The sequence below is a fragment of the Paenibacillus filicis genome (assembly GCF_038070315.1).
GTDB lineage: Bacteria > Bacillota > Bacilli > Paenibacillales > NBRC-103111 > Paenibacillus_G > Paenibacillus_G filicis.
The window spans coordinates 73,369-91,150 of record NZ_JBBPCC010000011.1; the positions used below are offsets into that span (position 1 = coordinate 73,369).

Annotated in this window: 20 protein-coding genes; 17 read left to right on the forward strand and 3 right to left on the reverse strand. The window is 55.7% G+C overall.

Annotation, left to right across the window (positions count from 1 at the left end):
- Positions 1–4 precede the first annotated feature (4 nt).
- The 10 genes from spoVE to WMW72_RS17650 all read left to right on the forward strand — a co-directional run bounded on the left by spoVE (position 5) and on the right by WMW72_RS17650 (position 10,674).
- The gene (gene spoVE / locus WMW72_RS17605; protein WP_341416840.1) at positions 5–1,102 is read left to right on the forward strand and encodes a stage V sporulation protein E; all 1,098 of its coding nucleotides are present in this window, start codon (positions 5–7) and stop codon (positions 1,100–1,102) included.
- Between the two features lie 8 nt (positions 1,103–1,110).
- The gene (locus tag WMW72_RS17610; protein ID WP_341416841.1) at positions 1,111–2,184 is read left to right on the forward strand and encodes an undecaprenyldiphospho-muramoylpentapeptide beta-N-acetylglucosaminyltransferase; all 1,074 of its coding nucleotides are present in this window, start codon (positions 1,111–1,113) and stop codon (positions 2,182–2,184) included.
- Between the two features lie 205 nt (positions 2,185–2,389).
- Positions 2,390–3,295 carry a UDP-N-acetylmuramate dehydrogenase gene (murB, locus tag WMW72_RS17615; RefSeq protein ID WP_341416842.1) on the forward strand — a complete coding sequence of 302 codons (906 nt, stop codon included), beginning with the start codon at positions 2,390–2,392 and terminating at the stop codon, positions 3,293–3,295.
- Positions 3,296–3,310: 15 nt separating this feature from the next.
- Entirely contained in the window at positions 3,311–4,579 is a 1,269-nt protein-coding gene (murA, locus tag WMW72_RS17620) for a UDP-N-acetylglucosamine 1-carboxyvinyltransferase (RefSeq protein WP_341416843.1), read from the forward strand.
- 111 nt (positions 4,580–4,690) lie between these two features.
- Positions 4,691–5,539 (forward strand): cell division protein FtsQ/DivIB, encoded by an 849-nt coding sequence (locus tag WMW72_RS17625; protein ID WP_341416844.1) that lies wholly within the window; start codon positions 4,691–4,693, stop codon positions 5,537–5,539.
- Positions 5,540–5,758: 219 nt separating this feature from the next.
- Entirely contained in the window at positions 5,759–7,009 is a 1,251-nt protein-coding gene (gene ftsA / locus WMW72_RS17630) for a cell division protein FtsA (RefSeq protein ID WP_341416845.1), read from the forward strand.
- A gap of 65 nt (positions 7,010–7,074) precedes the next feature.
- Positions 7,075–8,220 carry a cell division protein FtsZ gene (ftsZ, locus tag WMW72_RS17635; protein ID WP_341416846.1) on the forward strand — a complete coding sequence of 382 codons (1,146 nt, stop codon included), beginning with the start codon at positions 7,075–7,077 and terminating at the stop codon, positions 8,218–8,220.
- 293 nt (positions 8,221–8,513) lie between these two features.
- A complete protein-coding gene (spoIIGA, locus tag WMW72_RS17640) occupies positions 8,514–9,422 on the forward strand; it encodes a sigma-E processing peptidase SpoIIGA (protein WP_341416847.1) in 909 nt (302 codons plus the stop codon).
- A 64-nt stretch (positions 9,423–9,486) separates the two neighbouring features.
- On the forward strand, positions 9,487–10,209 hold the full coding sequence (sigE, locus tag WMW72_RS17645; RefSeq protein ID WP_341416848.1) for an RNA polymerase sporulation sigma factor SigE: 723 nt from the start codon (positions 9,487–9,489) through the stop codon (positions 10,207–10,209).
- Positions 10,210–10,308: 99 nt separating this feature from the next.
- A complete protein-coding gene (locus WMW72_RS17650; protein WP_341416849.1) occupies positions 10,309–10,674 on the forward strand; it encodes a cyclic nucleotide-binding domain-containing protein in 366 nt (121 codons plus the stop codon).
- A gap of 84 nt (positions 10,675–10,758) precedes the next feature.
- Here the strand turns inward: WMW72_RS17650 and WMW72_RS17655 are convergent, their stop codons facing one another.
- The 3 genes from WMW72_RS17655 to WMW72_RS17665 all read right to left on the reverse strand — a co-directional run bounded on the left by WMW72_RS17655 (position 10,759) and on the right by WMW72_RS17665 (position 13,026).
- Complete coding sequence (locus tag WMW72_RS17655; protein ID WP_341416850.1) at positions 10,759–11,232, reverse strand: S-ribosylhomocysteine lyase; 474 nt, start codon at positions 11,230–11,232, stop codon at positions 10,759–10,761.
- Positions 11,180–11,926 carry a 5'-methylthioadenosine/adenosylhomocysteine nucleosidase gene (locus tag WMW72_RS17660; protein ID WP_341416851.1) on the reverse strand — a complete coding sequence of 249 codons (747 nt, stop codon included), beginning with the start codon at positions 11,924–11,926 and terminating at the stop codon, positions 11,180–11,182. The genes WMW72_RS17655 and WMW72_RS17660 overlap by 53 nt, the downstream gene beginning before the upstream one ends.
- A 62-nt stretch (positions 11,927–11,988) precedes the next feature.
- Complete coding sequence (locus tag WMW72_RS17665) at positions 11,989–13,026, reverse strand: MerR family transcriptional regulator (RefSeq protein ID WP_341416852.1); 1,038 nt, start codon at positions 13,024–13,026, stop codon at positions 11,989–11,991.
- Positions 13,027–13,246: 220 nt separating this feature from the next.
- On the opposite strand from WMW72_RS17665, the gene sigG reads away from it, so the two are divergent.
- The 7 genes from sigG (at position 13,247) to WMW72_RS17700 (ending at position 17,755) form a co-directional block, all read left to right on the forward strand.
- Positions 13,247–14,029, forward strand: coding sequence for an RNA polymerase sporulation sigma factor SigG (gene sigG, locus WMW72_RS17670; protein WP_159883974.1), 783 nt, complete (start codon positions 13,247–13,249; stop codon positions 14,027–14,029).
- 141 nt (positions 14,030–14,170) lie between these two features.
- The gene (locus WMW72_RS17675) at positions 14,171–14,470 is read left to right on the forward strand and encodes a YlmC/YmxH family sporulation protein (protein ID WP_341416853.1); all 300 of its coding nucleotides are present in this window, start codon (positions 14,171–14,173) and stop codon (positions 14,468–14,470) included.
- Positions 14,471–14,539: 69 nt separating this feature from the next.
- Positions 14,540–15,403, forward strand: a complete 864-nt coding sequence (gene pgeF, locus WMW72_RS17680) for a peptidoglycan editing factor PgeF (RefSeq protein ID WP_341416854.1) — start codon at positions 14,540–14,542, stop codon at positions 15,401–15,403.
- Between the two features lie 81 nt (positions 15,404–15,484).
- Positions 15,485–16,174: a YggS family pyridoxal phosphate-dependent enzyme gene (locus WMW72_RS17685; protein WP_341416855.1), complete on the forward strand. Its 690-nt coding sequence runs from the start codon at positions 15,485–15,487 to the stop codon at positions 16,172–16,174.
- A gap of 53 nt (positions 16,175–16,227) precedes the next feature.
- Positions 16,228–16,656, forward strand: coding sequence for a cell division protein SepF (locus WMW72_RS17690; RefSeq protein WP_341416856.1), 429 nt, complete (start codon positions 16,228–16,230; stop codon positions 16,654–16,656).
- A gap of 30 nt (positions 16,657–16,686) precedes the next feature.
- Positions 16,687–16,956: a YggT family protein gene (locus WMW72_RS17695; RefSeq protein WP_341416998.1), complete on the forward strand. Its 270-nt coding sequence runs from the start codon at positions 16,687–16,689 to the stop codon at positions 16,954–16,956.
- Positions 16,957–16,966: 10 nt separating this feature from the next.
- Positions 16,967–17,755 carry a YlmH family RNA-binding protein gene (locus WMW72_RS17700; RefSeq protein WP_423227561.1) on the forward strand — a complete coding sequence of 263 codons (789 nt, stop codon included), beginning with the start codon at positions 16,967–16,969 and terminating at the stop codon, positions 17,753–17,755.
- The last annotated feature ends 27 nt before the right edge of the window (positions 17,756–17,782 follow it).

Below are 17,782 nucleotides of genomic sequence, written 5' to 3' on the forward strand. Positions count from 1 at the left end.
CGTAATGGTCAAACCACGGTCGGCTCCGGATCTGTATTTGCTAGGCTCTACGTTGCTGCTGCTCGTTATCGGCGTGGTGATGGTGTACAGTGCCAGCGCAGTGCTGGCATTTCGCGAATTCGGCGACGCATTTTATTATTTGAAGCGCCAGGCGCTGTTCGCCGCCCTTGGCGTTATCGCTATGTTTTTCACAATGAACACGGATTATAACGTGTGGAGAAAATATGCCAAAATTGCCCTTATCGGCTGTTTCATTCTATTGGTCGCCGTTCTTATTCCCGGCGTCGGCGTCGTCCGGGGCGGTGCGCGAAGTTGGCTGGGCATAGGCTCCTTCGGCATCCAGCCGTCGGAATTCATGAAGATGGGGATGATTATGTTCCTATCGCTCTGGCTCTCCGGCCAGCAGCATCCGATTACCCGGTTCACTCAGGGGCTGCTGCCCCCGCTGGGACTGGTCGGGCTGGCCTTCGGCCTGATCATGCTGCAGCCAGATCTAGGGACGGGCGCAGTACTGGTCGGCGCTTCATTGCTTATTATTTATGCCGCCGGCGCTCGTCTGCGCCACTTGTCTTATCTCGGCCTCGTCGGCGTAGCCGGCTTTGTCGGACTGATTCTGGCGGCTCCGTATCGCCTGAAGCGGATCACGGCTTTCCTGGATCCGTGGCAGGACCCGCTCGGCGCAGGCTACCAAGCCATCCAGTCGCTGTATGCGATCGGACCGGGCGGACTGGTCGGTCTGGGTCTCGGCATGAGCCGGCAGAAGTACAGCTATCTGCCGGAGCCGCAAACGGACTTTATCTTTTCTATAATTGCTGAGGAGCTGGGTTTTATCGGAGGCTCCTGCGTGCTGCTGCTATTCATGGTGCTGGTGTGGAGAGGCATGCGTACGGCGATTACAGCTCCTGATGCGTTCGGGAGTCTGCTGGCTACCGGCATTGTCGGAATGATTGCCGTACAGGTGGTCATCAATATCGGCGTTGTTATCGGGATGTTTCCCGTCACAGGCATCACGCTCCCACTCATCAGCGCAGGAGGCTCGTCGCTCACGCTCATGCTGACTTCGATCGGCGTACTGCTTAACATTTCCCGCTACTCGAGGTGAATCCGGCTATGACTAAAATTGTATTCACCGGCGGAGGGACCGCCGGTCACGTGACGCCCAATCTGGCGCTTATGACGCGCCTGCGCGAACGCGGGTGGGAGATGGCTTACATCGGCTCCCGCGACGGCATCGAGCGCGAAATCATCGATCATGAGGGCATTCCCTTCCACCATATCGCCTCCGGCAAGCTCCGGCGGTATTTCGATCTGAAAAACCTGAAGGACCCGTTCCGTGTGCTGCAGGGTGTGGGTCAGGCTTACGGACTGCTGCGGCGGCTCCGGCCGCATATCGTATTCTCCAAGGGCGGCTTCGTGTCTGTTCCGGTGATCGTAGCGAGCCGGATGCTCGGCATTCCCGTCATCTCGCATGAATCGGATCTGACTCCTGGACTGGCGAACCGCATCTCGATGCCCTTCGTCTCCCGGATCTGTGTAACCTTCCCCGAGACGCTGACTCATGTCAGCAGCGCCAAGGGCGAGTGCACGGGCCTTCCTATCCGGCAGCAGATGCTGCAAGGCAAGGCGTCTCGGGGCATCTCGCTGTGTGATTTTCATACGCAGAAGCCGATCTTGTTCATCATGGGCGGCAGTCTTGGAGCTCAGCGCATCAATCAGGCGATCCGCAGCTCGCTCGATTCGCTGCTGCAGCGCTATCAGATTATACATATCTGTGGCAAAGGACATGTGGACGAATCGCTCTCAGGCGTTCGCGGGTACCGGCAGTTCGAGTACGTGAAGGACGAGCTGCCCGAGCTGCTGGCTTGCGCCGATCTGGTCGTCTCCCGGGCGGGCTCGACGTCCATCTTTGAATTTTTGGCCTTGCAGAAGCCGATGCTGCTTATCCCGCTATCCCGGCAGGCAAGCCGGGGCGATCAGATTTTGAATGCAGAATCATTCGCCAGACAGGGCTATGCGCATGTCCTGCAAGAGGAGGAGCTGACCCCCGAAGCGCTGGAGCAGGAGCTGTCGGCTCTCCAGGCGGATGCGGACGCGATGAAGCTGCGGATGGCAGCGAACCCGTACGGCAACGGCACGGATTCGATTGTCAGCCTGATTGAACGATTCAAGCTTCCCGGCACTTGACGAATTTTGCAGATAGGCGATTGTCACACTCTGAAGCAATCCACATAAACTACACTATAACCGTGACAGACACCCGGCGACGCGGCTGTAACGCGGGTCACCCGGAGAAAGTGAGGACCGGAGCCCCGCGGAAAGCCGTCATCGATTGCAGGCTGGACTGATGCTGCATATCGTGCCTTGGCGTTCTGTGAAGGAGGTTGATCCCATGCAACAAGTCATATCGGAATTGATGAACGGATCATTCGGAGAAGTCAGACTCCAGGAACCGCTGGCCCCGTATACCACATGGAAAATTGGAGGTCCGGCCGATTGCCTGCTGATCCCCAGGGATAAAGAGCAGCTGATCGGTGCGGTGAAGCTGCTCCATGCCCATGGAGTTCCCTGGATGGCGCTGGGGCGAGGCTCCAACATGCTGGTCGCTGACAAGGGCATTCGCGGCGTTGTCGTGAAACTCGGAGAAGCGCTGAATACCGTGCGGATTGAAGGGGAGTCGATTATAGCCGGCGGCGCATATTCGTTCATCAAGCTCTCGGTCATTGCCGGCAAGCAAGGCTTGACCGGACTTGAGTTCGCCAGTGGCATTCCGGGAACTGTGGGAGGCGCCGTCTACATGAATGCCGGGGCGCATGGCTCTGACGTGTCACGAATTTTACAGCGGGCTGAAGTGCTGCTCCCTACCGGGGAGTTGGTACCATTATCCAATGAGGACTTGGGGTATGCTTACAGGCATTCTGCTCTGCAGACCAGACCTGGCATCGTCACTGAAGCGGAATTTGCGCTCCGGCACGGCGATCGCAAGGAAATTGCGGCTGCACTGGCGGCCTACAAGGACCGCCGGCTGCGAACGCAGCCGCTTCAATTGGCTTGCGCGGGCAGTGTCTTCCGCAATCCGGAGGGCCACCACGCGGCGCGATTGATCGAGGAGGCGGGCCTGAAGGGCCTGCGCGTCGGCGGTGCCCAAGTCTCTCCCTTGCACGCCAACTTCATTGTCAATACGGGGCAGGCGACAGCCCACGACGTGCTCACCTTAATTGAACAAATCATAGCAGAGGTCCATACCCGATTCGAAGTTAAGCTCGTACCTGAGGTTTTGGTGGTCGGTGAGCGGTAAATCGGAGGTGGGATTTTGGAAAAGTTGGTTATCGAAGGCGGGAAACCTCTATCGGGAGCCATCAAAATTCACGGCGCAAAAAACGCCGCTCTGCCGATTCTGGCAGCGAGCATCATGGCCGAAGGCACCGTTGTGCTGAACAATGTACCGGATCTTTCGGATATCGGCGTGATGCTGGGGATTTTACGTTCACTCGGTTGCAAGGCGGAGCAGACCGGCGAGAAGGTAACGGTGAATACGGCTGCTGTCCATCAGTTTCACATTCCTGAGCATCTGATGAGTCAGATGCGCTCCTCCATCTTCCTGATGGGTCCGCTCCTGGCCCGTCTGGGCAGGGTTGAATTGTACCAGCCCGGGGGCTGCGCGATCGGGGAACGAAAGATCGATCTGCATCTGAAGGGGTTGGCCGCTCTGGGCGTGCATATTGAGGACAACGGCACCCGGATCGTATGCACGGCAGCCCAGCTGACCGGCGCCGATATCCTGCTCGACTACCCGAGCGTTGGTGCGACGGAAAATATTATGATGGCGGCCACCATGGCCCGCGGCCAAACGACGATTACCAATGCGGCCCGGGAGCCTGAAATCCAGGACCTGCAAAATTTCCTCAACGCCATGGGGGCGAAGATTATCGGAGCCGGCACGGACACGATTACGATCGAAGGCGTCCCGGAGCTCGTCCCTTGTACTTACCGCATTATTCCCGACCGTATCGTAGCCGGCACGCTGATGATTGCCGCCGCTGTGACCCGGGGGAATGTTACGCTGGAAGGCGTATGTCCTGCCCATCTGACCTCGGCTATTCACGTCCTGAAGCGGTCAGGTGTTCAAATCACAATCGACAGTGATATAATGAATATATGCGCACCATCTCGTCTCAAAGCCGTAGAACGAATTGTCACCAGTCCCTATCCGTCTTTTCCGACGGATCTGCAGTCTCAGATTATGGTTTTACTCAGTCTCGCAGATGGCGTAAGCATCGTGAAGGAGACGGTCTTCGAAGGACGCTTTAAGCATGTTGATGAGCTATCCCGCATGGGCGCCGATATACGCGTCGATCTGAACGCCGCTATTATCCGGGGCGTGCCCAGGTTGTATGGCGCTACGGTAGAGGCTACCGATCTGCGTGCTGGCGCGGCGCTTGTGATTGCCGGTCTTGCCGCCCAGGGTACGACGGTCATCGAGCAGATCCATCATATCGACCGCGGCTACGACCGCATCGAGTATATGCTCCGCTCGCTCGGAGCAAACATTAACCGGACGACTCCCGTCGTCATGGAATGATCGGAATTATCTATTATACAGCATATGAAAGCTGCCGCCGGGTTATCCCTCCTTCCTCAGGAGGCGTAGGGATAATCCCCGGTTTACATACCCCGTGAAGAGGAGGCCGTCATGAGGGAGAGACTGCCCGTCATCAAGCAAGACAAGCCGCGAACCCGCAGCAGCAGGAAGCTGCTGGTATTTTTATTCCTGTTCTTTATCACACTGCTGCTGATTTTGTTCTTTCAGTCCTCGCTGAGCAAGGTTACGGAAGTTACGATCGATGGACAAGCTCTAGTGGCTGAGGAGCAGATCCGCCATGCGGCGGGTATTGTGCCGGGCGATCATTTTTTCTCCGTATCCTCCGAGCGTGTGTCTTCACAGATCAAGGCACTGCGGATGATCGAATCCGTGGAAGTGAACAAGCGCTTTCCTGGCCGCATCGACATTCACGTCAAGGAGTTTCCGAAGGTCGCCTATCAATTCGGAGAAAACGGTCAGGTGGAGGCGCTGCTGGCTGACGGCAGCGTAGTGCCCGTCACGATGCAGGGAGCGAAGCTGGACATGCCGATCCTGTCGGGCTGGAGCAAGGATGATCCGCTCAAGACGGAGCTATGCCGGGTGATGGCCAGCCTGGACCGGGCGCTATTCGCGGATGTGTCGGAGATTAAGCCGTCGCCGAGCCATTCGTTCCCAGACCGGATCAAAATGTATACGCGTACGCAGTTCGAGGTGATCACCACCGTTGAGTTTTTGCCGCAGAAGATTCCTAACATGGGAACGTTTATCGCGAGTCTGCGCGAGAATCAGATTACCAGCGGCGTGCTGACCATGCTGCTGGCCGACTCGCATGCCCCCTTTCCTCCTGCAGAATCACAGGCAGGCACGAAGAAATCGACGGATGCGTCAACCAAGCAGGGGAGTAAAACGACCGTACCTCCGCAAGGAGGCAAGGATGTTAAGACAGCTCCCAAAGAATAGTCGATCTTCTCCGACAGAGTCTATAGGCCTACTTCTAGTTCCAAAGTTCCTACTTTTGAGCGCTAATCAATGATATTATTAAAGTTATGGGATATTTTAAGCGTGCGTTCAAAAAAGAATGCGAAAAAAAGAGGAAACCGCAGACCCGTGTGGAATAGTTACAAGCAGGTTTGTTGACCAAGGCTCATTTATACTACATATTACAGGAGGTGCCACGGGTTGAGCAGCAATGACATCATTGTTAGTTTGGACATCGGTACATCCAAAGTTCGTGCTATTATTGGAGAAGTCGTTAACGGCGCCATTAATATAATTGGAGTTGGATCTGCCGACTCGCAAGGAATTCGTAAGGGTGCCATCGTGGATATCGATCAGACGGTGCAGTCGATCCGCAGCGCAGTGGATCACGCGGAACGGATGGTCGGCATTCAGATCGCCGAGGTATACGTAGGGATCTCAGGCAACCATATCGCCTTGCAGTCGAGTCATGGCGTCGTCGCCGTGTCCAATGAGGACCGCGAGATCGGCGATGAAGATATCGAGCGCGTCATTCAGGCAGCTAAGGTGATTCCGCTGGCTCCAGAACGGGAGATTATCGGAGTTGTGCCGAACCAGTATGTCGTGGATGGAACGGATCAGATCTACGATCCCCGCAGTATGATCGGCGTCAGGCTGGAAGTTGAGGCTACGATTGTTACGGGGACCAAGACAGCGATTCATAATCTGCTGCGCGTCGTTGAGAAATCGGGGCTGAAGGTTTCGGGGTTGATTCTCATGTCACTGGCGGCTGGGCATCTGGCCTTGTCCAAAGACGAGAAGGCGATTGGAACCGTGCTTGTCGATATCGGAGCAGGCGCTACCACGGTCGCGATCTTCGATGAGAATCGGCTGGTTGCGACCTCCACGCTGCCGATCGGCGGAGAATTCATCACGAACGATATCGCTTACGGGCTTCGAACCCAGGCGGATATTGCAGAGAAAATTAAGCTGAAATTTGGCTGTGCGGTGGTGGAGCATGCTGCCCCCGATCAGGTATTCAAGGTAAACCGGATCGGCAGTAATGTGGACAAGGAGTTCTCACAGGTCGACTTGGCGAACATTATCGAGCCGAGGGTGCAGGAGATTTTTCACTTGATCCGGCTGGAGGTTCAGCGGCTTGGTTACGCCGAACTGCCAGGAGGTTATGTTCTCTCGGGAGGAACGGTATCCATACCGGGCGTTCTGCCTATCGCTCAGATTGAGCTTGCATCTTCCGTGCGGATTGCCGTTCCCGATTATATTGGGGTGCGCGATCCTTCCTTTACAAGCGGAGTCGGAATCATACAATACGCATCCAAGTATGTTCGCGGTTCCAAGCAAGGTTCTGGAGCCAAACGGACAGTCAGCAGCAATAAGAAGGCGTCTTCCAGTCAGGAGCAGAAGCCCTCGGCTATGGAACGTTTTAAAAATTGGTTAAGCGAGTTTATTTAATCCGATCGTAATCGCGCGGTCGGAAGCCTGCACGGTTAATGCCTAATGAGGGGGAAGACGCTAGTATGTTTGAATTTGATATGGATACTGACCATCTGGCTAAAATAAAAGTCATCGGCTGCGGCGGTGGCGGGAGTAATGCAGTTAACCGGATGATCGAAAACGGCGTAAAGGGCGTAGAATTCATCACGGTGAATACGGATGCGCAAGCGCTGCATCTGTCCAAGTCCGATACCAAGCTGCAAATCGGCGATAAGCTGACACGCGGCCTCGGAGCAGGCGCTAACCCTGAGGTAGGAAAGAAGGCTGCCGAGGAATCCCGCGAATTGATCTTGAATGCGCTCAAGGGCTCGGATATGGTATTCGTAACCGCAGGTATGGGCGGCGGTACAGGAACGGGGGCAGCCCCGGTCATTGCAGAGATTGCCAAGGAAGTCGGCGCTCTGACCGTTGGCGTCGTGACGCGGCCGTTCACGTTCGAGGGCCGCAAGCGTGCGCTTCAAGCGGATCAGGGCATCGCTGCGTTGAAGGAGAAAGTGGATACGCTAATCGTCATTCCGAATGATCGCCTCCTCGAAATCGTCGATAAGAAGACGCCGATGCTCGAAGCATTCCGTACCGCGGACAACGTACTTCGTCAAGGCGTGCAAGGGATTTCGGACTTGATCGCCGTTCCCGGTCTGATCAACCTGGACTTCGCCGATGTGAAGACGATCATGACAGAGCGCGGCTCCGCCCTGATGGGGATCGGCGTAGGAACAGGTGAGAACCGTGCGGCGGATGCCGCCAAGCAGGCGATCATGTCACCGCTTCTGGAAACGTCCATCGACGGCGCACGCGGCGTTCTGATGAACATCACCGGCGGAGCGAACCTGTCGCTGTACGAAGTCAATGAAGCGGCTGATATCGTCGCATCCGCTTCCGACCTGGAAGTCAACATGATCTTCGGTGCCGTCATTGATGAAAGGCTGAAGGACGAGATCATGGTTACGGTGATTGCGACAGGCTTCGAGCATAAAAACCTGACAGCTCCTCCGGCTAAGAAGCCTGCTGCTCCAGGCGCTCAAACTGGAGCAAGCCAGCAGCCGCAGGATTCTTCAGATTCCCGGTTAAACAACCTGCGTCCGTTCGGAGGACAATCCTCGAACGACCAGCTTGATATTCCAGCCTTCCTGCGCAACCGCAACCGCGGTGGCTTCGACAACAAATAAACCATCATCAACCGCTTTGCCAGCCGATCCGTGAGGATCGGCTTTTTTGTATGCTGATGTTAATTACGCCTTCTCTTGCTGCTTATTATCAGAGACCACTGAGTTCTGCAGGTAGGTCAAGTATACACAGGTTGGCCGAGTCTGTTTTGCGTTCATAAAGCATTCGTCCGCCCCACAAACCGACAAAAATAGTCCCGTCGCAGCGGCATGATTAGACAGACTTTGGAATAGGATTACTATATACTTGTCTCATTCGCGGAAATGCCGGCGGCGCGCGGAGGAGGTGACGGAAAATGGTGGTGTACCTCGATATCATTTTCCTCTTAAATGTGCTGATCGACGGTGCATTGATGTGGACCACCGCTTGGTCGCGAAAGCTGCGTTTCCGGTTCTGGAGGCTTCTGCTTTCTGCTGTGATCGGCGGCAGCTATGCCGTGTTTTTATTTTTTCCGCCGCTTGGGTTCCTGTACACCTTTCTGGTCAAATTTCTCTTCTCGCTCGTCATGCTGGTAACGGCATTCGGCTTCGGCGGGCTTCAGCATTTTTTACGGAATTTGGGAACGTTCTATATGGTCAACTTTGTGGCCGCTGGCGTTGTAGTAGGGTGTATGTATGCCCGGCAATCCGCAGACGAGCTGCTGAATGGTATTCTGCTGGGCCGGGGTCTGACCGGAACCTTAACCTTGGTCTTTGTCGGGATTCCCCTTGCGGTCTGGATCTACAGAACGGTGATCCAGGCGCTGAAGCGCAAGCAGGAGATGGTCTCGCTGATGGCCCAGGTTCATGTGCATATCGACTGTGTAGAGTCAAGCTGCACGGGGCTGATCGATACGGGAAACCAATTGTATGATCCGCTGACGAGGACGCCTGTGATGGTCATGGAAGCCTCGCAATGGAGGGAGTGGATACCCGAAGCCTGGATGGAGAAAATACGCCGGGCTGAGGTAGACCAGATCATCAGTGCGATTGGCACGGATGCCTTCATCTGGCAGGACAGGCTTCGCCTCGTTCCCTATCGGGGCGTGAACCGAAGCACGCAGTTTATGCTTGCGCTAAAGCCGGACAAGGTCATTATCACGACGGAGCAGGGGCAGACCGAGACGCTCAAGGTGCTGATCGGTCTGGACGGAGGCCGGCTCAGCTCGGACAACGCTTATCAAGCCATCATTCATCCTTCGCTTGTGGAGACAAGCAGCGGATAACGGTGCGCTGTGCTTTTGCCGGAGGGCCTCGATCAACTACAACCGGAAGAGGAGGAAGCCGAACATGCTCATCAAATGGAAGCTGACGCTGCAACTCATGTATTTCCGTCTGTTGCTGCTGCTGAGGATCAAAGGAAACGAGATTTACTATATCGGAGGAAGCGAGGCGCTCCCGCCACCGCTCACCCGTGAGGAGGAAGAGTATCTGCTGGGTAAGCTTCCGTCAGGGGATGCGGCTATCCGGGGGATGCTGATCGAACGCAATCTGCGTCTGGTCGTCTACATTGCGCGCAAGTTCGAGAATACAGGTATTAATATCGAGGACCTGGTGTCCATCGGGGCTATCGGCTTGATCAAGGCGGTCAATACGTTCGATCCGGAGAAGAAGATCAAGCTAGCTACCTATGCTTCGCGCTGCATCGAGAACGAAATTCTGATGTACCTGCGGCGCAATAGCAAAATCCGCACAGAGGTATCCTTCGACGAGCCGTTAAACATCGACTGGGACGGCAACGAGCTGCTGCTGTCGGATGTGCTCGGCACGGAGAACGATACGATCTACCGCAATATCGAGGAACAGGTGGACCGCAAGCTGCTGCACAAGGCGCTCGACAAGCTGACGGAGCGGGAACGCATCATCATGGAGCTGCGCTTCGGGCTGCAGAACGGGGAGGAGAAGACGCAGAAGGATGTAGCGGATATGCTGGGCATCTCCCAATCTTACATATCCAGGCTGGAGAAGCGGATTATTAAGAGATTGCGCAAGGAGTTTAATAAAATGGTATAAGTTAGTTTTCATACATTTTTTCTGGCTTTTCTATGTAAGATAAAAGAACAAGGAGGCCTGCCAGGGTCGAAGTGATCAACGAAGAGTGGGGCTGAGAGAATGAGCAAGGACGTGTTGTCGATCGGGCAGATCGGACAGACGGTGAGCGTGCGTCAGGGAGAGGTGATCTTCCGGGAAGGAGACCCTGCGCGTCATATGTATGTCGTCAGAGAAGGGATCGTCGAAATCTGGCTGGAGCTTGAGGAGAAGCGGATTCCGGCAGCACGTCTCGGTCCTGGGGATTTCTTCGGCGAGATGTCGCTGCTGGAAGCGCTGCCTCGCAGCGGAACCGCCATAGCCGCCGAAGCCTGCACGCTGTTCCTGCTGGAGGAGGAGGCCTTCCACCAGCAGATGGCTCTATCGACCCGGCAGATGACGGAGCTAGCGGACCGGCTGACGAAGATCGCCGATTCGCTGAAGGCTTGAAGCCGGTCCTCGCGATGGCTGAGTGACACAAACAAGGACTACCGGATTCAACATCCGGCAGTCCTTGTTTGGCGTTCTCGTGACTTATTCCGCTTGCTTCCACACCTGAGGCCACTCGGCCCGGCGCTCCAGCATACCCGAAGCCAAGGCTTTCGCTCCGGACAGGCTGTGGCTGGCTGCCCAGCCGCATTGTACGACATTGCAGGCGGGCACAGCTTCAGCTTGCAGCACGTCCTCAAGCGTCCGCTCTAGAATGCGCAGCACATCGTTATAATCCTGATGGTTGATCACGGTCAGGTAGAAGCCAGTCTGGCAGCCCATCGGGCTGAAATCGACGACCTGATCCGTGTGATTACGGATATGCTCGGCAATCAGATGTTCCAGCGAGTGCAGATCCGGCATCTCCATATGCTCCTCATTGGGCTGGCAGAAGCGGACGTCGTATTTGTAGACTTCGTCCCCGTGCTGTCCTTTTTTGATGCCGGCCAGGCGCACGTACGGTGCGCTAACCTTTGTGTGATCCAACTGAAAGCTCTCCACATTCGTTTGGTCTGTCATGTTCCATCTCCTCCAGGCATAGTAGGGTAAATCGGGCTGAGTTCTGCGCGGCGAGCACCAGATTATCGTCGTACAGCTGCCGGGCCTCGGCGCCGGCGATATCCGAGATGGAACGGACGATCAGGAACGGCGTCCCGAAGGCGTAGCAGACCTGCGCAACCGCGGCTGCCTCCATCTCTGCGGCATACAGTCCCGGCAGCTGGCTGCGGATCTGCTCGACACGGGCTGCATCGTTCATGAAGGAATCGCCGCTGGCGATCAGCCCCTTGGCGTAGCTTCCTGCAAAGCTCCGCAAGCCGACGCGGTTGGCTGCGGCCAGAAACCGGTCGTCCGGCCGGTAGCGGGCGGGCATCCGCGGCACTTGCCCGAACTCGTAGGCAAATACCGTGGCGTCCACATCGTGGTACAGTACCTCGGCGGATGCGACGATATCACCGATCTTGAGCCCTTCGGCGAAGCCTGCCGCCGAACCGAGATTGATGATGCCGTCCGGCTGAAAGCGCTGGATCAGCAATGTCGTGCCGGTCGCGGCATTGACCTTGCCAATGCCGCATTCCAGCAGCACGACATCGGTATGCCCGCATGTTCCGGTGTAGAATGTGGCGCCTCCGGTACTGAACTGCTCGTGAATAACCATCGCGCTCAGTACGTCCTCGATTTCTTCTCTCATCGCTCCGATGATTCCAACAACCATCCAGGTCACTTCCTTTTTTCTGTTCCGCCTCTTGTTTGGCGAGGGACAGCTCTATCTAATGCTTAAGACTTGCACGCATGAACAATATGCAGCAAGGGACTGTACGTCTCATGAAATACCTCGCAGCCCGCTTCCTCCAACACCTTACGGAGTCCAGAGAGGAACGCATAATCCTCGATCTCCTCGCGCGGCACGCGGCTGAGATCGTCGTACCGGTGGCGTTCGGCAAGAAATTGTTCCTTATGTGCTTCATCCTCGAACATGAAGTCCGAGATGCACAAGCGCCCTCCGGGCCTGAGCACGCGCAGCATCTCACTGACCGCGATCGGCTTCTGCTCCGCGGACAAGTAGTGAAAGGCAAAGCTGGTGGCCACGAAGTCGAAGTGGCTGTCCAGATAAGGAATCGCCAGAAAATTGCCGAGACGGGTCTCGAGCCCGGGAAATTTGGTTCGGCATTGCTTCAGCATTTCCTTGGAGCTGTCAATGGCACACATGACAGCGCCCTGGAACAGAAGCTTGCCGGCCAGATTGCCCGTCCCCGTGCCAATGTCAAGACCACGCTCCCCAGGCTCCGGGGCGAGCCGTCGTACGATATAATCCAGCGCCTGATCGTACTTCACTCTAGCTCCGGAAGCCGTCTCGCCATTGCGTACGCGCTCGTCGTAGTAGGAGGCCTGGACATCGAAGTTCCAGGCGCTCTCCTTGCGGCTGCGGATTTCTCTGAGCCGCTTGGAGCTTTCGGCGAGCGGGAACAAATCCTCCGGGGCGAGTGTCTGCTGGCGGTCCAGCAGCTCGATCATGCGGTCGGTTGTTTCCATCAGCTGCTTCAATTCGAGCCAATGCGTGAAGGTGGCGGATCGCTGCAGCTCCAGATAGTGGCGCAGCTCGCTGTTGTTGCCTTCCTCGATATGCGCCAGAGCCTGCTTGATTTCGCGCAGCGACAGACCGATTTCCCGTAGGGAGATGATGGTCTGCAGCCGCCACAGCTCGCTCTCAGAGAAGACCCTGTATTGATTGCCGCTGTCCTTGTCCGGCTGCAGCAGCCCTTTTTCTTCGTAGAAACGGATGGTTCGGGTTGAAATATGCAGGCGTTCAGCCACTTCCTTGATGCGGATAAGAATTCACCGCCCTTCTTCCATTTACCTGATTAGGTTCATTATAAACGTTCACGCAGCGTGAAGGTCAATGCCCATCTTATTCGGGGAAGGCGGGTGGATGCAGGCGGGGAAAGGCTTTGAGACGAGCCTGGAAAATTACGCATAAAAAAATGACCCGCGGGGATAATGTACATTAATGTTTCTCCTTGGGAGGTAATCACGAATGACCCGAAACAAAGTCGAAATATGCGGCGTCGATACGGCAAAGCTACCGGTTTTGACCAATGCGGAAATGCGTGAACTGTTCGTCGCTTTACAGACGAGGAATGAGCGATCGGCAAGAGAGAAATTAGTAAACGGCAACCTTCGTCTGGTGCTTTCCGTCATTCAGCGCTTCAACAATAGAGGGGAATACGTCGACGATTTGTTTCAGGTCGGTTGCATCGGCTTGATGAAAGCTATCGATAATTTCGATTTAAGCCAGAACGTGAAGTTTTCCACCTACGCAGTACCGATGATCATCGGGGAAATCCGGCGGTATCTGCGCGACAATAACCCGATCCGCGTGTCGAGGTCTCTGCGGGACATTGCTTATAAAGCGCTGCAGGTCAGAGACCAGCTGACGAACCAGAATTCGCGCGAGCCGACGATCTACGAAATTTCGGAGGCGCTGAACGTGCCGAAGGAAGATGTCGTATTCGCTCTGGACGCTATTCAGGACCCTGTCTCGCTGTTCGAGCCGATCTATCACGACGGCGGCGATCCAATCTATGTGATGGATCAGATCAGCGACGACCGCAACAAGGATGTGTCCTGGATCGAGGGGATCGCGCTGCGCGAGGCGATGAGGAAGCTGAACGACCGCGAGAAGATGATCTTATCCATGCGCTTTTTTGACGGAAAAACGCAAATGGAAGTGGCCGATGAGATCGGCATTTCACAGGCCCAAGTATCCCGGCTGGAAAAGTCGGCGATATCGCAGATGCAGAAGCATGTGAAAAACTAAAGTCTGCCCGTCCACCATGTGAAGCTACGACCTGATCCGCCAGTTACCTGACGGAAAAGGTCTTTTTTGTTGCGATCAGATATTTTGCCTGGCTGACACATACATATAGGTTAATGACAAACGCACGGTGGTGAGAGCTGCTTGAAAATTTCCGATTTTCAGATGAAGGATGTCATCAATATCGTGGATGGAAAGAAGCTCGGTCAGATCAGCGACCTGGAATTCGACCTGAGAGACGGACGGATCGAGGCGGTCATTGTGCCCCATTCGCAGCGCTTCTTCGGGCTGTTCGGACCGACGACAGAGGTCATTATCCCGTGGCATAATATCATCAAGATCGGGATGGATGTTATTCTCGTCAAAGTCGATGACGTTCGGACCTACCGGTACGAGGATATGGAGATGAATTATGATCTGAGCCGCGACTACCGCCGAAATTAGGGAAGGCGGGTGTGCTTTTGAAGCGGATCGTGTATACTGAAGGATAACAGATGACAGGGGGCGCGGGACATGGAACCATTTGTGCTGAAGCAAGCCGATAACGGCTGCGGACTGCTGGAGCTGGAGCCGTTTGCACGCGCCTATCCGCAGCTAGCTGCCGGCTTTACGACCCGCATCGGCGGGGTGAGCGGGGCGCCGTTCGACAGTCTGAATTGCGGGCTGCACGTGCCTGACGATCCTAAGGACGTGATAGCGAACCGGAGAAAGCTGGCAGAGGCGCTGGCGTTCTCCTTCGAGAGCTGTACGTATGCCGAGCAGGTGCACGGGAAGGAAATTCAGGTCGTGACAAGTCGTGAGCGCGGAGCGGGCAATGATTCGCGCGACACGGCATTGCAGGCCAAGGACGGATTCGTTACCAACGAACGCGGAGTGCTCCTGCACGCGTTGTTCGCGGATTGCGTGCCTTTATACTTCTACGATCCGATCCGTCAGGCAGTAGGATTGGCCCATGCAGGCTGGAAGGGAACCGCCCTGCAGATCGCGAGGTCGCTGCTGGAGACGATGAGCGCCGCTTATGGCACGAAGGCACGGGATGTGAGGGCCGCCATCGGACCGTCGATCGGTGTGTGCTGCTACGAGGTGGATGAGACGGTTATCCGGAGGATGGATCGTGTCATCGCTGAGCTTGGGCCTGCTGTTCCGGGTGAAGAGGGTCAGATTCCCTATTATCATCCGCAGCCGGATGGCAAGTACAAGTTGAATTTGCAGCAAGTCAACCGACAAATTATGTGCAAAGCAGGAATTTTGCCGTCTCATATCGAAATAAGTGGTTTATGCACAAGCTGTCGTACCGATTTGTTCTACTCGCACCGCAAGGAAGGCGGAAGGACGGGACGTATGGTGGCCTGGATCGGCCTGCGCGAATCGCAGTAGACTTGTCAGACAGGAGCGTGTCCGCTGTTTGTCTGCTGCTCTGCACGATTCGGGAGGCATCAGACAAGGGGAATCGCATTCATGAACAGTCAACTGCAACAACGCATACAACAGGTACAGGAGCGTATCAGCGCAGCTTGCGAGCGCTCGGGACGCGAGCCGCACGATGTCAGGACTATAGCGGTGACGAAGTACGTATCGCTGGAGACCACCGGCGAGGTACTCCGCTCGGGCCTCGATCAGATCGGCGAGAACCGCTGGCAGGACGCCGCTGAGAAGTGGGAGGCGTTCGGCTCGCAGGGCACCTGGCATTTCATCGGACACCTACAGACCAATAAGGTCAAGGAGGTTGTCGGACGGTTCGCCTACATCCACTCGCTGGACAGGCTGTCCCTGGCCAAGGAAATTGACAAGAAAGCAGTAGCGCTCGGCATTCAGGTGCCATGTCTCTTGCAGGTGAATATCTCCGGCGAGGAGACGAAGTATGGGCTGGCTCCAGACGCCCTGTTGCCGTTCGTGGAGGAAATCCGCGGACTGACAGGGATCCGCATCGCAGGTCTGATGACGATGGCTCCTTACGAAGCCGAGGCCGAGGAGACAAGACCCGTATTCCGCGGTCTGCGGGAATGGCGTGATAGGTTAAACGAAACCGGAATCCTCGATTATGAGGTGAAGGAATTATCGATGGGCATGTCCAATGACTTCGAGGTGGCAATTGAGGAAGGCGCTACCTGGGTGCGTCTCGGGTCCGTCCTCGTGGGTAAGGAATAGAAGGACTGACCGCCGTAGGCGGCACTCAGAATGATCAAGGAGGCTAATCAACCATGGGCGTATATAACAAATTTATGAATCTGATCGGCTTGCAGGAAGAGGAAGTGCTCGTCGAGCGCGAGCGGCAAACCGAACAGCATGAAGAAGTTGAAACCCCGACGCAGGATTCACGTAAGAATAAGGGGAACATTGTCAGCATTCATTCGCAGAAGAATATCCGGGTCGTTCTTCAGGAGCCGCGTTCCTATGAGGAAACCCAGGAAATTGCCGATCATTTGCGCAACCGTCGTCCGGTTGTCGTGAATTTGCACCGGGTCCGACCTGACCAGGCTACGCGGATCGTCGATTTTCTGAGCGGTACGGTATACGCCCTGAACGGTTCGATTTCTAAGATCGGCCCGAATATTTTTCTCTGCACGCCGGACACGGTGGAGATTCATGGCTCGATCTCTGAATTGCTGCATGCCCAACCGGAAGAATAAGCACTCCAAACATAAGACGAGGTGAACAGCTTGCACTCCATCGAGGGTTATATTCTCACGCTTGTAAATATTTATCAATATGTACTGATCGCCTACGTGCTGCTGTCCTGGCTGCCCAGCGCGCGCGAAAGCTTCATCGGCGAAATTCTGGGCAAGCTATGCGAACCTTACCTGGGACTATTCCGCCGCTTTATTCCCCCGATTGGCGGCATGATCGATATTTCCCCGATCGTAGCGCTATTTGCTCTGCGCTTTATCGGAATGGGGATTGTCGTCGTGATCGGCTACATTATTCCTTAATTGCAGGTGAATGGAACTGGCAAACGATAATATCTACGTACATTTTCACCCTGATGAGCACCGTTTCGTCGATCAGGCGACGGAATGGATCGGCCGGGCTGAGCAGCATGCCGTCAAGCTGACGGATTTTCTGGACCCCCGGCAGGCCTTCATCCTGAATTCGCTGGCGAATGCCCATCCTGACGTTCACGTCCGCTTTGAAGGCGGACATGAAGGCGCAGAACGCCGCCGGGCCATCGTCGCGCCGGACTATCGGGTGCTGGAGGACGAGGACGCGGGGATCCGGGTCATCGCGGTTAGCTCGCCAGACGATAGCTTGGCTGAGCTGGACCATGGCGACTACATGGGAGCCATCCTCGGGCTCGGGATGAAGCGGGACAAGATCGGTGACATTTATCCCCGCCCCGACGGCTGTCATATCGTGGTCGCCGCGGAGAGCGCCGACTATCTGTCCCTGCAGCTTAGTCAGGTGCACCGTGTGCATGTTCGCACCGAGATTCTAACAGCCGAGCGGCTTCAGCCAACAGAGACTAGGCTGGAGGAGCAGCAGCTTTCTGTCGCATCGCTGCGTCTGGACGGGATCGCGAGCGACGTATACCGCTTGAGCCGAGCCAAGGTTCTCGTGCCGATCAAGGCGGGCCGCTGCAAGGTGAATTGGAAGCAGGAGGAAGACCCCAGTAAGCCGCTCAAGGAAGGCGATGTCGTCTCCATGAAGGGCTTCGGGCGCTTCACGCTGCTGGAAGTGGAAGGCCTGAGCAAGAAGGGCAGGCACCGGATTCGAATCGGCAAATATGTATAATTGCCGATTTTTTTGTATGCGTGTGCA